This is a genomic window from Pseudomonas sp. LBUM1659, assembly GCF_059716045.1.
This window is the reverse complement of the sequence record NZ_CP166797.1, coordinates 1061188-1076631: the sequence shown is the minus strand read 5'-3', so window position 1 is coordinate 1076631 and position 15444 is coordinate 1061188. Positions and strand designations below refer to the sequence as shown.

General features: G+C 58.9%; 13 protein-coding genes. 10 read left to right on the top strand and 3 right to left on the bottom strand.

Annotated features, from left to right (window positions below):
* Nucleotides 1-17 precede the first annotated feature (17 nt).
* From algG to ACA048_RS04735, 7 genes are all read left to right on the top strand, one after another.
* Entirely contained in the window at nt 18-1607 is a 1590-nt protein-coding gene (gene algG / locus ACA048_RS04765; protein ID WP_497628145.1) for a mannuronan 5-epimerase AlgG, read from the top strand.
* A 10-nt stretch (nt 1608-1617) separates the two neighbouring features.
* Complete coding sequence (locus tag ACA048_RS04760) at nt 1618-3066, top strand: alginate O-acetyltransferase (protein ID WP_497628144.1); 1449 nt, start codon at nt 1618-1620, stop codon at nt 3064-3066.
* Between the two features lie 8 nt (nt 3067-3074).
* Nucleotides 3075-4205 (top strand): mannuronate-specific alginate lyase, encoded by a 1131-nt coding sequence (locus ACA048_RS04755; RefSeq protein ID WP_497628143.1) that lies wholly within the window; start codon nt 3075-3077, stop codon nt 4203-4205.
* Between the two features lie 192 nt (nt 4206-4397).
* The gene (locus ACA048_RS04750; RefSeq protein ID WP_497628141.1) at nt 4398-5963 is read left to right on the top strand and encodes an MBOAT family O-acyltransferase; all 1566 of its coding nucleotides are present in this window, start codon (nt 4398-4400) and stop codon (nt 5961-5963) included.
* An 11-nt stretch (nt 5964-5974) separates the two neighbouring features.
* Entirely contained in the window at nt 5975-7150 is a 1176-nt protein-coding gene (locus tag ACA048_RS04745; RefSeq protein ID WP_497628140.1) for an alginate O-acetyltransferase, read from the top strand.
* A gap of 17 nt (nt 7151-7167) precedes the next feature.
* Complete coding sequence (locus ACA048_RS04740; RefSeq protein WP_497628139.1) at nt 7168-7836, top strand: alginate O-acetyltransferase AlgF; 669 nt, start codon at nt 7168-7170, stop codon at nt 7834-7836.
* Nucleotides 7837-8025: 189 nt separating this feature from the next.
* Complete coding sequence (locus ACA048_RS04735) at nt 8026-9477, top strand: mannose-1-phosphate guanylyltransferase/mannose-6-phosphate isomerase (RefSeq protein WP_497628138.1); 1452 nt, start codon at nt 8026-8028, stop codon at nt 9475-9477.
* Between the two features lie 89 nt (nt 9478-9566).
* Here the strand turns inward: ACA048_RS04735 and ACA048_RS04730 are convergent, their stop codons facing one another.
* Nucleotides 9567-10079 carry a hypothetical protein gene (locus ACA048_RS04730; RefSeq protein WP_497628137.1) on the bottom strand — a complete coding sequence of 171 codons (513 nt, stop codon included), beginning with the start codon at nt 10077-10079 and terminating at the stop codon, nt 9567-9569.
* Between the two features lie 36 nt (nt 10080-10115).
* Nucleotides 10116-12410: an RHS repeat domain-containing protein gene (locus ACA048_RS04725; RefSeq protein ID WP_497628136.1), complete on the bottom strand. Its 2295-nt coding sequence runs from the start codon at nt 12408-12410 to the stop codon at nt 10116-10118.
* Nucleotides 12411-12575: 165 nt separating this feature from the next.
* Between ACA048_RS04725 and ACA048_RS04720 the strand changes: the two genes are divergently transcribed.
* From ACA048_RS04720 to ACA048_RS04710, 3 genes are all read left to right on the top strand, one after another.
* Entirely contained in the window at nt 12576-13040 is a 465-nt protein-coding gene (locus tag ACA048_RS04720; RefSeq protein WP_497628135.1) for a multidrug transporter, read from the top strand.
* 32 nt (nt 13041-13072) lie between these two features.
* Entirely contained in the window at nt 13073-13897 is an 825-nt protein-coding gene (locus ACA048_RS04715; RefSeq protein WP_497628134.1) for an SDR family oxidoreductase, read from the top strand.
* A gap of 148 nt (nt 13898-14045) precedes the next feature.
* Nucleotides 14046-14444 carry a DUF4440 domain-containing protein gene (locus tag ACA048_RS04710; RefSeq protein WP_497628133.1) on the top strand — a complete coding sequence of 133 codons (399 nt, stop codon included), beginning with the start codon at nt 14046-14048 and terminating at the stop codon, nt 14442-14444.
* A 128-nt stretch (nt 14445-14572) separates the two neighbouring features.
* Here the strand turns inward: ACA048_RS04710 and ACA048_RS04705 are convergent, their stop codons facing one another.
* Entirely contained in the window at nt 14573-15421 is an 849-nt protein-coding gene (locus tag ACA048_RS04705; RefSeq protein WP_497628131.1) for an efflux RND transporter periplasmic adaptor subunit, read from the bottom strand.
* Between the last annotated feature and the right edge of the window lie 23 nt (nt 15422-15444).

The window sequence follows — 15444 nt, the reverse complement described above, 5'->3', positions numbered from 1 at the left end:
CGAAGGGAGTGCCCGATATGAACAATTCGAAGCGAGGTTCGATCTCCTTGCTGGCCAGTGCGATGTTGCTGGCAAGCGCGGCTGCCTTCGCCAATGTGGAGCCGGTAACACCTGTCCAGAAAGGACAACCGGCGACGCTTGCCAAAGGTTTGCAACAGGCCAAGACCTACACCGTCAGCAGCGCGCCGACTGCACCGCTGGAGCTTGCAAAGCCAAAACTGCCGGACCTGTCCGGCTACACTGCCGAAGCTATCGCCGCGAAAATCGTACGCACCAAGGCCGGCAAAATCAGCGTGCGCCGGATGATGCAGGAAGACGCCCTGAAGGACTTCATCGGCGGCGACAACAAGATGGCCGAATGGGTGGTGCGTCAGCACGGTATCCCGCAGGCGATCTTCGTCGACGACGGCTACATGAACCTCAAGGATCTGGCGAACAAACTGCCCAAGCAGTACTTCAGCGAAACCTCGCCGGGGGTGTTCCTGGCCAAGTTGCCGATTGTGGTCGGCCGCCACGGCATCCTTGAAATCGACAAGCAGACCCAGGAATTGCGCCTGTCGCAAGAGGCCGGTTCGTTCCTGGTCAACGACGGTCAGTTGTTTGTGCGTGACACCAAAATCACTGGCTGGCGCGAGAAGGACAACGGCCCGGCGACGTTCAACTCGCCGAAGGAATTCCGTCCGTTCCTGTTGTCCTGGGGTGGCACCGAAACCTACATCGCCAACAGCAAGATCGCCAGTTTCGGCTACGCCAACAGTAAGTCCTACGGCGTGAGTATTTCCCAGTACACACCGAACATGGCCAAGGTCTTGAAGCGCCCTGAACCGACTGGCTGGATCGTCGGCTCCGAGTTCTCGGACATGTGGTACGGCTTCTACTGCTACGAAACCCGCGACTTCGTGGTCAAGGGCAACACCTACAAAGACAACATCGTCTACGGCATCGACCCGCATGACAGGTCCCATCGCCTGATCATTGCCGACAACACCGTCTACGGGACCAAGAAGAAGCACGGGATCATCATTTCCCGTGAGGTCAACGACAGCTTCATCTTCAACAACCGCAGCTACGACAACAAGCTCTCGGGGCTGGTGATCGACCGTAACAGCGTGAACAACCTGATCGCCTACAACGAGATCTACAAGAACCACACCGACGGCATCACCCTCTACGAGAGTGCCGACAACCTGATCTACGGCAACAAGGTGATCAGCAACAAACGCCACGGCATCCGTATTCGTAACAGCGTCAACATTCGCCTCTACGAAAACCTGTCCCTGGCCAACGGCCTGACCGGTGTCTACGGCCACATCAAAGACCTGAGCGACACCGACCGCGACATCAAGCTCGACCCGTTCGACGCCCAAGTGTCGCTGATCGTGGTCGGCGGCGAACTGGCCGGCAACGGCAGTGGCCCGCTGTCCATCGACTCGCCGCTGAGCGTCGAGTTGTATCGCGTGTCCATGCTCGCCCCGACCAAATCCAGCGGCATCAGCTTCAGCGGGATTCTCGGCGAGCGTCAGGATGAAATTCTCGACCTGCTGGTGCGCCAGCAGAAAGCCGTGCTGATCGACCCTGTCGAACGCCAGACCGAAATGCGGGACTGAGGATAATTTTATGCACTCACACTTGATCAAATTACTCAGCCTGTCGGCCCTGACCGCCGGCATTCTCGCGGCCAGCGGCGGTGTTCGCGCCGACGAAGTCAAGGCGCCCAGCTTCAGCGCCGAACCGTGCTGCAACCTGTGCCCCGAAGCCCATGACGCGAAAAACTACACCACGCGTTATCAGCAGAACTTCACCACGCTGGTCCAGGCTCAAGGCGATTGGCTGTTCCGTACCCAGGAAGACTTGCGCACCGAATTCGACACCACCCCCGCTGGCTACAAACGCATGAAAGAACTGCACGATGCGTTCAAGAGCAAAGGCGTGGAATTGGTGGTCGTCTACCAGCCGACCCGTGGCCTGGTGAACCGCAACAAGCTCAACCCGGAAGAAAAGGCCAAGTACGATTTCGACAAGGCACTGAAGAACTACAAGTCCATGCTCGGGCGTTTCGCCGCCATGGGTTACGTAGTGCCAGACCTGTCGCCGCTGACCAACGAATCGCTGCCGGACACCCTGCCCGCCCACGACTTCTACTTTCGTGGCGACCAACACTGGACGCCGTATGGCGCCCAGCGCACGGCGAAAATCGTCGCGGAAAAGGTCAAGCAGATCCCGGCGTTTGCCGACATTGCGAAACGCGAATTCGAGACCCACAAGTCAGGTCGCATGGGCAAGACCGGAACGTTACACAACATGGCCGGTCAACTCTGTGGCACCAGCTACGCGATCCAGTACATGGATCAATTCACCACCGAGCCCAAGGGCGAAGCCGCCGACGGCGATCTGTTCAGCGACGCCGGCAATCCGGAAATTACCCTGGTCGGCACCAGCCACAGTGGCAAGAACTACAACTTCGGCGGTTTCCTCGAAGAGGCCATCGGCGCCGACATCCTCAACGTAGCGTTCCCCGGCGGTGGCCTGGAAGGTTCGATGCTGCAGTACCTGGGCAGCGAAGAGTTCCAGACCAAGCCGCCAAAGATTCTGATCTGGGAATTCTCGCCGCTCTATCGCCTCGACCAGGAAACCATCTACCGCCAGATGATGGCGCTGCTGGACAACGGTTGCGAAGGCAAGGATGCACAGATGTCCGGCAGCACCACGCTGAAACCGGGCAAGAACGAATTGATGGTCAACAGCAAGAACCTGAACCTGCAAAACAGCAGCCACCAGGTTGACATCCGCTTCACCGATCCGTCGGTGAAAACCCTGCAAGCCACCCTCTGGTACATGAACGGTCGCCACGAGGACATCAAGATCGATAAACCGGAAACCTCCGACACCGACGGGCGTTTCGCCTTTGAGTTGCGCACGGACGAAGACTGGGCCTCGCAGAATCTGCTGGCCGTCGAAGTCCAGGGCCCTGAAGCAGGCGCCGCGCCGCAGAAAGTCGAAGCGAAAATCTGCAAACGCAACGTGTTCCCGAGTGCTGAGCAACGTACCGCTCAGGCCGGGCAATGAGGTCTGCCATGCAAAACCGAACGTTGAAAAATCTACTCGCGCCCTCACTGCTGACCCTGGCGATGTTCGCCGGTGCCAGCCAGGCCGCCGCCCCCCTGCGTCCGCCACAGGGCTACTTCGCGCCGATTGAAAAAATCAAAACCGGCGATAACAGCAAAGGCTGTGATGCGATGCCGGCGCCATACACCGGCTCGCTGCAATTTCGCAGCAAATACGAAGGCTCCGACAAGGCCCGTTCGACCCTGAACGAGCAATCGGAAAAAGCCTTTCGCGAAAGCACCGCCGACATCACCAAAATCGAGCGCGGCACCAGCAAGCGCGTGATGCAGTTCATGCGCGACGGTCGCCCGGAACAACTGGAATGCACGTTGAACTGGCTGACAGCCTGGGCAAAGGCCGATGCGTTGATGTCCAAGGACTTCAACCACACCGGCAAGTCCATGCGCAAATGGGCGCTGGGCAGCATGGCGTCGTCGTATATCCGCCTGAAGTTCTCCGACTCGCATCCATTGGCCAACCATCAGCAAGAGTCGCAGTTGATTGAAGCCTGGTTCAGCAAAATGGCTGATCAAGTGGTCAGCGACTGGGACAACCTGCCGCTTGAGCAAACCAACAATCACTCGTACTGGGCTGCCTGGTCGGTGATGGCAACGTCGGTCGCGACCAACCGCCGCGACCTGTTTGACTGGGCCGTGAAGGAATACAAAGTCGGCGCCAATCAGGTCGACGCGCAGGGTTTCCTGCCCAACGAACTCAAGCGCCAGCAACGCGCCCTCGCCTACCACAACTACGCCTTGCCGCCACTGGCGATGATCGCCAGTTTTGCTCAGGTCAACGGTGTGGACGTGCGCCAGGAAAACAACGGCGCGCTGAAACGCTTGGGTGATCAGGTGCTGGCCGGGGTTAAAGACCCGGACATCTTCGAGAAGAAGAACGGCAAGGAACAGGACATGACCGACCTCAAGATTGACTCGAAATTTGCCTGGCTCGAACCGTTCTGCACGCTCTACACCTGCTCGCCGGATGTGTTGCAGAAGAAGCACGGGATGCAACCGTTCAAGACCTTCCGCCTCGGCGGGGATCTGACCAAGGTCTACGACCCGGCCAATGAAAAAGGCAAAGGTTCCCAGGACCTGTAACGGCACGACACGGTGTACCTGATACACCGCTAACCCCGTAGGAGCCGGCTTGCTGGCGAATGGCATGACACGGTGTATCTGACGCACCGCTAACCCTGTAGGAACCAGCTTGCTGGCGAATGACTCGGTGTGACTGACACACCGCTTTCGCTGGCAAGTCAGCTCCTACACATTAAACATGGAGAGATCGGGATGGTATTTTCATCCAACGTGTTCCTGTTTCTGTTCTTGCCGATCTTTCTCGGCATGTACTACTTGAGCGGAATACGCTATCGCAACCTGCTGCTGCTGATCGCCAGCTACGTGTTCTACGCCTGGTGGCGTGTGGACTTCCTGGCGCTGTTCGCCGCCGTCACGCTGTGGAATTACTGGATCGGCCTCAAAGTCGGTGCAGCAGGCGTGCGCACCAAACCGGCCCAGCGCTGGCTGCTGCTCGGCGTCGCCGTCGACCTGTGCATCCTGGGCTACTTCAAGTACGCCAACTTCGGCGTCGACAGCATCAACGCCATGATGACGTCGGTCGGCCTGTCGCCGTTCATCCTGACCCACGTGCTGTTGCCGATCGGGATCTCGTTCTACATCTTCGAGTCCATCAGCTACATCATCGACGTCTACCGTGGTGACACCCCGGCAACGCGCAACCTGATCGACTTTGCGGCGTTCGTGGCGATTTTCCCGCACCTGATTGCCGGCCCGGTGTTGCGTTTCCGCGACCTCGCTGATCAGTTCAACAACCGCACCCACACCCTCGATAAATTCTCCGAGGGCTGCACGCGGTTCATGCAGGGTTTCATCAAGAAAGTCTTCATCGCCGACACCCTCGCAGTCGTGGCCGACCACTGCTTCGCCCTGCAAAACCCGACCACGGGCGATGCCTGGCTCGGCGCGCTGGCCTACACCGCGCAGCTGTATTTCGACTTCTCCGGCTACAGCGACATGGCCATCGGCCTGGGCTTGATGATGGGTTTCCGTTTCATGGAAAACTTCAAACAGCCGTACATCAGCCAGTCGATCACCGAGTTTTGGCGGCGCTGGCACATCAGCCTGTCCACCTGGCTGCGTGACTACCTGTACATCACGCTGGGCGGTAACCGCAAAGGCACGCTGATGACCTATCGCAACCTGTTCCTGACCATGTTGCTCGGTGGTCTGTGGCACGGCGCGAACATCACCTACATCGTCTGGGGTGCGTGGCACGGCATGTGGCTGGCGATTGAAAAAGCGCTGGGCCTGAACACTTCGCCGCGCAGCATCAACCCGATCCGCTGGGCGCTGACGTTCCTGCTGGTGGTGATGGGCTGGGTGATCTTCCGCTCGGAAAACCTGCACGTCGCAGGCCGTATGTACGGCGCGATGTTCAGCTTCAACGAATGGTCGCTGTCGGAACTCAATCAGGCCAGCCTCACCGGTCTGCAAGTGGCAACCCTGGTAGTGGCTTATGTGACGCTGGCGTTCTTCGGCATCCGTGATTTCTACACCAATCAGCCGCCGGCCAAGACCAAGCCTGCCGTCAACGTCGAGGCCTACGGCCCTGCTGGCGCAACCCCTGGAATGATCAAAGCGGTACCGGGCGACAACCCGGCCAGCATCCACCAACCGGGTTACACCGTCGGCGTTGAAGCGACCGTGCAACCGGCTTACTGGACCGCTGACTGGCCGCGTTACGTGATGCGCACGCTGGTACTGGTGCTGTTCATCGCTTCGATTTTCAAACTCTCGGCGCAAAGCTTTTCGCCGTTCCTTTACTTCCAGTTCTGAGGGATCTGACCATGACCCGCTCATTACGCATCTTCTACATTGCCCTGTTCCTGCTGACCTTGTTGGCACTGGGCCTGTGGTCCACGCGCAGCTTCTTCGGCTTCAGCACCAACGCCGATGCGACGGTGCTCAACGGCCGCTGGACCAAAGCCGTGGAGACGCACTACGACGACGAGTTTCCGATCAAGCGCCTGGGCACCAACCTCTGGGCCGCGCTGGATTTCAAACTGTTCAACGAAGGTCGACCGGGCGTTGTGCTCGGTCGCGATCAGTGGCTCTACAGCGATGAAGAGTTCAACCCGATCGTCAACGAAGAGCTGAACCTGCAAGGCAACTACGCGCTGGTCGAAGGCGTGCGCCAGACCCTGAAAGCGCAAGGCGTGAAACTGGTGATGGCCATCGTGCCCGCCAAGACCCGTCTGTACCCGGAACACCTGGGTGAAGTGAAACCTTCGAGCATTCACGCCAACCTCTATCAGGACTTCCACGCTCGTGTGGCGGCCGACAAGATCCTCGCCCCCGACCTGCTCGGCCCGTTGCAAAAGGCCAAGCAGAACGGTCAGCAAGTGTTCCTGCGCACCGACACCCACTGGACCCCGGAAGGCGCACAAGTCGCCGCCGAGACCCTGGCCAAAACCATCGCCGACAAACTCCCGCTGAGCGGCGAGCCGCAAAACTTCGTCACCACACCAGCGGAAAACGTCACGCACAAGGGCGACCTGCGCCTGTTCCTGCCGCTGGACCCGCTGTTCGAAAACCTGATGCCAGCGCAAGAGCCACTGCAGAAGCGCAACACCGTGGCGGCTGGCGATCAGCCGACCGGTGACGACGCCCTGTTCGCCAACACCGAAGTGCCGGTGGCCCTGATCGGCACCAGCTACAGCGCCAACCCGAACTGGAACTTCGTCGGTGCACTGAAACAAGCGCTGCGCAGCGACGTGGTCAATTACGCCGAAGACGGCCACGGCCCGATCCTGCCGATGCTCAGCTACTTGAAAAGCGATGCTTTCAAGAACAGCCCGCCACAGGTGCTGATCTGGGAGTTTCCTGAACGCTATCTGCCTGTGAACAACGAAATCGGCGACGCCGACCCGCAGTGGGTCGCAGAGCTCAAAGAAGCTGGCGCCCGCCAACAAAACGTAGCCGCAAACACTAAATCCGAGACGCCCGACCGGGCGCAAAACTGAAAGAGAGAGGTACTTCCATGACTTTCACTACTACTCCTCGCCGTCTCGCCGCTCGCTCCGTAAAGGCAGTTGCTTTGGCAGCGACCTTCAGCGTGTTGTCGATGAACGCCTTCGCCGGTGGCGACGCCGCACTCTACGGCCCGACCGCACCAAAAGGCTCGAGCTTCGTACGGGTCTACAACGCCGGTAACGCTGAAGTCAGCGCCACCGTCGGTACCACTAATCTTAGCGACGTTGCACCGCTGTCCAGCACCGACTTCAGCTTCATGCCGGGCGGCGACTACAGCGCCAAGGTCGGCAGCCAATCGCTGCCGGTGAAACTGGCCGGTGACCACTATTACACCTTGGTCAACAACGCCAGCGGTGCACCGCAACTGATCGAAGAACCGCCGTTCAAGAACAAGCAGAAGTCGCTGGTGCGTCTGCAGAACCTGAGCGACAAGGCCCTGACCCTGAAGACTGCCGACGGCAAGACTGACGTGGTGCCAAGCGTGGCCGCCAAGGGCCGTGGCGAGCGTGAAATCAACCCGGTGAAGGTCAGCCTGGCGCTGTACGACGGCGCGACCAAAGTCGGTGACGTCAAGCCGGTTGCCCTGGAACGCGGTGAAGCGGCGGTGCTGTACGTCACCGGCAGCGGCACCAGCCTGTCGCCAGTCTGGGTAAAACGCCCGGTTTCGACGCGTTAACACATTTGCCTGACTGCCACGTGTCCTGTAGGAGCCCGGCTTGCCGGCGATGAGGCCCTTGAGACCGCCATCGCTGGCAAGCCAGGCTCCTACAACGGCCGAGGGGTGAGTCGGGCTACGGAATAAGAACAAGAGTGAAACGACAGAACGTTCGTAGCTCTAACCAATCGATTTTAAAGGAGTAACAACATGATTCCGGTGATCTTGTCAGGTGGTAGCGGCTCACGTCTTTGGCCGCTTTCGCGTAAGCAGTTTCCCAAGCAATTCCTCGCCCTGACCGGCGAACACACGCTGTTCCAGCAAACCCTGGAACGCTTGGTGTTTGAAGGCATGGACACTCCGATCGTGGTGTGCAACAAGGACCACCGCTTTATCGTCAACGAGCAGCTGAGCAACCGCAAACTGGAAGCCCAGCGCATCCTGATGGAACCGTTCGGTCGCAACACCGCGCCGGCCGTGGCCCTGACCGCGATGATGCTGGTCAATGAAGGTCGTGACGAGCTGATGCTGGTGCTGCCGGCCGACCACGTGCTGGAAGACCAGAAAGCCCTGCAGCGCGCCCTGGCCCTGGCCACCGTCGCAGCTGAAAACGGCGAAATGGTGCTGTTCGGCGTCCCGGCCACCAAACCGGAAACCGGTTATGGCTACATCAAGTCGACCAATGATTCGCTGCTGCCGGAAGGCGTCAGCCGCGTCTCGCACTTCGTCGAAAAACCGGATGTCAAACGCGCCACCGAGTTCGTCTCGTCCGGCGGTTACTTCTGGAACAGCGGCATGTTCCTGTTCCGCGCCAGCCGCTTCCTCGAAGAACTGAAAAAGCACGACCCGGACATCTACGACACCTGCCTGCTGACCCTTGAACGCAGTGTCCACGACAACGACACCATCACCCTCGACGAAGCCACGTTCGCCTGCTGCCCGGACAATTCCATCGACTACTCGGTAATGGAAAAAACCCAGCGCGCCTGCGTCGTACCGCTGACCGCTGGCTGGAGCGATGTCGGTTGCTGGTCGTCGCTGTGGGAAGTGAACGAAAAAGACGCCAACGGCAACGTCACCAAAGGCGACGTGGTCATTCAGGACAGCAAAAACTGCATGATCCACGGCAACGGCAAACTGGTGTCGGTGATCGGCCTGGAAAACATCGTGGTGGTCGAAACCAAGGACGCCATGATGATTGCGCACAAGGACGCGGTCCAAGGCGTGAAACAAATGGTCAACACCCTCAACGAACAGGGTCGCAGCGAAACCCAGAACCACTGCGAAGTCTATCGTCCGTGGGGTTCCTACGACTCGGTGGACATGGGCGGCCGCTTCCAGGTCAAGCACATCTCGGTCAAACCGGGCGCGTGCCTGTCCCTGCAAATGCACCACCACCGCGCCGAACACTGGATCGTGGTCAGCGGCACCGCCGAAGTGACCTGCGACGACAACGTGTTCCTGCTCTGCGAAAACCAGTCGACCTACATCCCGATTGCGTCGGTCCACCGTTTGCGCAACCCGGGCAAGATTCCACTCGAGATCATCGAAGTGCAATCGGGCAGCTACCTGGGTGAAGACGACATCGAGCGGTTTGAAGATATCTACGGTCGCTCCACCCCGATCGAGCGCGGCGTTTCGGTGAAAACCATCGCGCAGTGATTGATCGGTAACCCAAGAAGCCCCCGTCCAGCCCGCTGCGTTCCCTATCCGCAGTGGGTTGGGCGGGGGCTTTTTTAGCCCAGTGACATCTACCGGGCCGAGGCCGACCTGGAGGTTCCATTCAGTGAATGTCGTCTTCCGGCATAAGGCTTGGGTGCGACAAGCTCAATGAAGTCCTGGCTTCGGTTCAACGCCTGAACCACCGTTTGCGTCTGCATCGAGATCTCGGCGATACGCTCGAAGGCTTCCGGATCGCGACTACCGGAACCTGCAAATTCAGTGTTGATGGTCTGCATCCTGAACTCCAGCATATCGATCACTGCCGGCGTTTCTTCATATGCCTCGCTAAGCGCGCCCGCGTTCAGCCCTAACGAAGCCTGATAAAACTCCCGACCTGTCTTGATCAAACCCGTCCCTTGCGACCCCAACTGACTGCCGACCTTTTCGACTGCCTTATCAACAACCGCGGTGGTGATTTTTTTCCGCAATTGTTTTCGCCCTTCACTGGTCCGCGGGTCAACTGCAGACAGTTCAAGTTTGACCGTTGCAAGGCTGAGTTTCTTTTTGGGTTCAACGCTTTCAATGAACGCTTTAGGGTTCATTTCGTCCCCCTTGAAGTTGATCGGGCGTTCCAGCTGCTAGGTGTCCTTCACCTTGGAAATAAGGGCACCTGAGATCTTTGAGGCCGCAACCTTTCCGACTTTAGCGCCAATCGCACCGGGCAACGGCCCCCCCAATCCACCCAAAGCACCGCCCCCCGCAGCACCCACCGCCTCACTGGCAGAACTGAAAGCACTGCTGGCAAGTTGGGTCACTACCCGACGGCCCAACGCTTTGAACCGATGCTGCGAATAGACGTGGTTGAGTATTGAATTTTTGGCATCAGCGGCAGCGCCTTCGACCGAAGACAAAAGGGCTCGTTGCTTGTCCATGCTTGCATTCAACTCTGAAGCTTCGGTCCTTCCCCCGCCGTCGCTATCGACATATCTCATGGGCGAATTACCGACCATCTGATACAGGTTCGGCCCGTCGACCAACCCCTTGGGGTCAGGATTGAGCCAGCGCTGCAACCACGGCACGTAATAACGCAGGCCATAGTAATAAAGCCCTGTGGCATCCCGTTCCTTGCCTGAGTAACGGATGAATTTATAACTGACCTCAATCACATCATCCCTGGCAAACCAGGCCGTTTCGCCAAACGGGTAATAGAGTTCGCGGCTGATGATTCGTGCATCGTCGGCCAGCTCTACGGTGCTGGAATTCAGATGATCGACCAGGGTGTAACGGTACTGATCGTTGATGCCGGACGGCGGATTAATGTCCCAATGCAACACCCGAACCGTATTAAGACCGGTCTGAGCCATAATGACCTGTAGCACCTCCCCGGTGCCACTGTCGGCACGAAGTTCCAGCTGCGGCAAGTAGCGCACGTCGGCCATCACGGTTCGGGCATTGGTCTGCAACGAGCGGATTTTGCGCACCCTTTGGCCACCACCATCGTAGACATAGGACTCGTAGTCATTGCGCCCGGAATCGCGCTCCACCGGGCTGACCGACTGCACTTGGTTACGCAGATCCCACGTCAAAAACCGCCCCTGACCCAGCTCCAGCAAATTACCCCTGGCGTCGAATGCCGAGGCGATCTCGTCTTCGGTCGGCGGCACGCCATTGCGCCAGGGCAAACAGCGATTACTGTAGCGGGCGGGTTTTAGCTCACCTCCCGGACTTTGTGCGCCGACGTGCGTCAGCTTCAGCAGGTTGCCACCCTCGTCGTAGGAGTAGACCTGGTGGTAGTTGCTGAGTGCCGCCGAATCGTTGCGCCCGACGGATGCCGGCCCTTGATTGGGAGCCCCCGCCTCCCAGCCAGATGCCGCGATCAATTGATAAAGACTGTCATAGATAAATCGACTGACGGGTTCGATGCGTTGATTGTTGAAGTACCGCACCGGCAACGCCTTGTCATCGATGCTCAGCACATTACCCATTCGGTCATAAACGTAGAACAGGTGTTGCAGCAAGCCGCTGTGATCGCCGTGCGCCCGCCGTTCGATCAATCGCCCCTCTTCAGGGGAATACTTGAGGGTCGTTTCTACGTTGTTACCCGTCACTTCGCGAGTGATCTGTCCTTGGGCGTTGTACTCGATGTCACTCACCAGTGTTTGCCAAGCAGTCTTGCCTGCAAGCTTCAAGGCACTGTGGCGTAGTCGGCCATCAAGGGTGAAGCCAAAGGTCTGGCAGTTATGCCGGGCATCGACCGAATCCAGCACATCCCCCAGCGGACCGAACCGCCACGTCGAGACGGCACCATCGCCCGGCTCCAACACACTATTGCGATCAGCAATCGGCTCTGGCCAATCAGGTGCGACGGCATCCTTGGTAAAGTGCTGCACCTGCCTTGTGCATTGGCCGGTGATCGCAAACGCCTCAAACAATGCGGTTCCACCGGGGCCATCTCGCCGAATGAGCTGACCGAGAAGGTTTTGGTCCCGGCGCCCCTGACCAGGACGACCATATTCCATTCGCTCGGCACACCGTGGTGGCTGCGTGACGAGGTGCTCAAACACCGTCACGGGGCGCAACAAGTCGTCGTATTCAACCTTGCGGTGAGTGCCCCGACTGTCCCAACCATGCAGAATTTCATGAGTCAGGCCGAAAAGAATGATCTGCGAGCCGGCATCAACGCTGAGCATCGACACCGCGTTACCGGACAGCGAATGCACCGTCACGAGATTGGCGGGCGCCAGCGGATCTTGGTCCTGTAGCAACCAAAGCCGTGGGTCCCACTGTTTGACGGCGTGCCCGGCAGCATTGTGGAGGGTGCGGTTGATGCGGGCCTGAGTCAGTTCGCCTTCAACCTGGCGCCAATAATCAATTGAACGGATTGGCAACTCTCGCGGATCGACGACGGACAGTGTGGGGGTTTTGCAATGCATCCTGGCGTGTCCCTGTAAACCAACGGTTATCTAACGGTTCCTGGCAATGACGGGCTACTGTCAGAAATTACAGTACCGACCAACGGCAACAGACCTGATCCATGAATGTCCATTCCCGCAGCCGTTCGGTAGGATGGTGGGCATGAGTTCAAGGAGCGTACATACATGTTCATCGGCGTCCTGCTGGTCATTACCTGGCTGATTTTGTTGCTGCGCTACCCGGCAAAGGCGTTTCCCGTTTCTGTGGCGGCCGCAGTCGGTTTGGGGCTTGTGGCCACGTGGGTGATCTGGCTGGACAGCCGCGAGGTCAAGCAACTCGCGCGCCTGGAACTGCGCATTATCTATGCGCCGGAGCAGTGCCCGGCAGACCGCCCGTTGCAATTGAAAATGAACAACGGCAACGACGTGCCGCTGACCGAAGTGCGCTGGCGCATCGCCGCCTACGCGCCGGGCGACACGGTCAATCTGGCCGACAACCAGTACGACGCCCCGCGTTATCGTGGCCCCGGCGAATTGCAGGCCGGCGCCAACTGGGAGGACTGTTTGCCAATGCCGCCATTGCGCCCCGGCTATCGCCCACAAACCCTGGAGTTTCGCGCCGAGCGTTTGCAAGGTAGTTTCTCCGACTGATTCCCTTCTTCTTTTTGCACAAGGACCGCGCCATGCCCGTTGCGTTGATTACCGGTTGCTCCAGCGGCATTGGCCGCGCCCTCGCCGAGGTGTTCAAAAACGCCGGTTACGAAGTCTGGGCCAGCGCCCGCAAGGCTGAAGACGTAGCCGCGTTAACTGCTGCCGGTTTCACCGCCGTGCAACTGGACGTCAATGACGGCGCGGCACTCGAACAATTGAGCGAGCGCATCAACTTGCAACATGGCGGCCTCGACGTGCTGATCAACAACGCCGGTTATGGCGCCATGGGGCCGTTGCTCGACGGCGGTGTTCCGGCCATGCAGCGGCAGTTCGAAACCAATGTGTTTGCGATTGTCGGCGTCACCCGCGCACTGTTTCCGGTGCTGCGTCGCGCCAAAGGATTAGTGGTGAACATCGGCAGCGTTTCAGGGATTTTGGTCACACCGTTCGCCGGCGCCTACTGTGCCTCGAAAGCCGCCGTTCATGCCTTGAGCGATGCGTTACGCATGGAGCTGGCGCCGTTCGGGATCCGCGTAATGGAGGTCCAGCCGGGCGCCATCGAATCCAGCTTCGCTAAAAATGCCGGGCATGAGGCAGAACAATTGATCACCGAACAATCGCCGTGGTTTCCACTGCGCGAAGGCATTCGTGCACGGGCCAAGGCTTCGCAGGACAAACCGACACCGGCCAGGGAGTTTGCAGAGGGTTTGCTCAAGGCTGTGCAGCGGGGCAAAACACCACGTTTGATTCGTCTGGGCAATGGCAGCCGGGCGTTGCCGTTGTTGGCGGGGTTGTTGCCCAAGGGGTTGTTGGAGGCGGGGTTGATGAGGCGGTTCGGGTTGCGCGGGCCGCTCTGAAACCGAGTCGACGCCTTCGCGAGCAGGCTCGCTCCCACAGGGTTCTTCGGGGTGGCATAGATAGCATTCACACCAAAGATCACTGTAGGAGCGAGCCTGCTCGCGAAAGCGTCAGAACGAACACCGAAAAATTTCAGGACATACTTCCATGACCGACTACACCGACTACTTCGACGAAGTCATCCAGGCCCACGTCGCCATCGAACAATGGCTGGCCGAGGAGCAAGACGCGTCCGCGCTTGAACAACTGCTGACCCGGTTTTCGCCTCGGTTTTCCATGGTCTCGCCATTAGGCCGGGTACTGGATTTCGAAGCGTTGAGCGAGTTGTTTCAGATAGCGGGTGGGAAGAAGCTCGGGTTCAGGATCGAGCTCAGCGAATTGCGCGGTGTTGCGGTCTACGACGGTGGTGCGGTGGTGAGTTATCGCGAGCAGCAGACCGATGCCACTGGGCTGCATTCGGATCGGCGCTCGACGGTGGTGTTTGAGACACAGGCCGATGGCAAGATTATTTGGCGGCATTTGCATGAGACGTTTTGCAAGGGGTGAGACCGCGCCGCGTCCGTCGCGAGCAGGCTCACTCCCACATTGATTTTTGTAGTACACAAATTTTGTGTTCACTGCAGATCTAATGTAGGAGTGAGCCTGCTCGCGATGAAGCCAACTCGGTCTAACGACTAGTTAACCACCACCGTACACGTAATCCCCGCCGCCAACAGCACCCCCTCCGGCACTTCATCAAGGTGAATCCGCACCGGCACGCGCTGCGCCAGTCGCACCCAGTTAAACGTCGGGTTCACATCGGCAATCAGCTCGCGACTTTCCGGGTTATCCCGGTCGTAGATACCGCGAGAAATACTCTCCACATGCCCCTTCAGCACTTCGCCGCTCATCAATTGCATGTCGGCCTTGTCGCCCACCCGCACGTGCGGCAGCTTGGTTTCTTCAAAGAAGCCATACACCCAGAACGAATTCATATCGACCACGGCCATTTTCGCTTCACCGATGCGCGCGTAGTCGCCACGATGGACGTTGAGGTTGGTCACGTAACCGTCTACCGCCGCGCGGACTTCGGTGCGTTTGAGATTCAGTTCAGCGGCTTCGAGTTGCGCTTGTGCATGCTGATAATCAGCCAGTGCCGAGTCGGCAATATTGCTGGCGTCGTCACGGTTTTCCCGGGAAATCACCAGGTTGTCCATGTCGGCGCGGCGACGGGCGTTGACCTTGCGCATCTCCCAGGTCGACTTGCGTGAAGCCACCAGCGCCTGTGCCTGTTTGACCGCAATGCGGTAGTGCTCGGGGTCGATCTGCATCAGCAAGTCGCCCTTCTTCACCTGCTGGTTGTCGCGCACCGGCACGTCCACCACTTCCCCGCTGACGTCGGCGGCGACGTTGATGATGTCGGCGCGCACCCGGCCGTCGCGGGTCCAGGGGGTGTCCATGTAATGCACCCACAGGGTCCGGCCGATCCATAGCGCGAGGGCCAGCACCAACAGGGTGGCGAGCAGGCTGAAAAGCTTTTTCATCAGGGCCTTCTTCAGAGATAGAG

Coding starts and splice junctions, on each gene's coding strand:
- ACA048_RS04750 (WP_497628141.1), top strand. CDS start 4,398: ATGGTATTTTCATCCAACGTGTTCCTGTTTCTGTTCTTGCCGATCTTT.
- ACA048_RS04730 (WP_497628137.1), bottom strand. CDS start 10,079: ATGAACCCTAAAGCGTTCATTGAAAGCGTTGAACCCAAAAAGAAACTC.
- ACA048_RS04755 (WP_497628143.1), top strand. CDS start 3,075: ATGCAAAACCGAACGTTGAAAAATCTACTCGCGCCCTCACTGCTGACC.
- algG (WP_497628145.1), top strand. CDS start 18: ATGAACAATTCGAAGCGAGGTTCGATCTCCTTGCTGGCCAGTGCGATG.
- ACA048_RS04720 (WP_497628135.1), top strand. CDS start 12,576: ATGTTCATCGGCGTCCTGCTGGTCATTACCTGGCTGATTTTGTTGCTG.
- ACA048_RS04705 (WP_497628131.1), bottom strand. CDS start 15,421: ATGAAAAAGCTTTTCAGCCTGCTCGCCACCCTGTTGGTGCTGGCCCTC.
- ACA048_RS04715 (WP_497628134.1), top strand. CDS start 13,073: ATGCCCGTTGCGTTGATTACCGGTTGCTCCAGCGGCATTGGCCGCGCC.
- ACA048_RS04740 (WP_497628139.1), top strand. CDS start 7,168: ATGACTTTCACTACTACTCCTCGCCGTCTCGCCGCTCGCTCCGTAAAG.
- ACA048_RS04760 (WP_497628144.1), top strand. CDS start 1,618: ATGCACTCACACTTGATCAAATTACTCAGCCTGTCGGCCCTGACCGCC.
- ACA048_RS04735 (WP_497628138.1), top strand. CDS start 8,026: ATGATTCCGGTGATCTTGTCAGGTGGTAGCGGCTCACGTCTTTGGCCG.
- ACA048_RS04710 (WP_497628133.1), top strand. CDS start 14,046: ATGACCGACTACACCGACTACTTCGACGAAGTCATCCAGGCCCACGTC.
- ACA048_RS04725 (WP_497628136.1), bottom strand. CDS start 12,410: ATGCATTGCAAAACCCCCACACTGTCCGTCGTCGATCCGCGAGAGTTG.
- ACA048_RS04745 (WP_497628140.1), top strand. CDS start 5,975: ATGACCCGCTCATTACGCATCTTCTACATTGCCCTGTTCCTGCTGACC.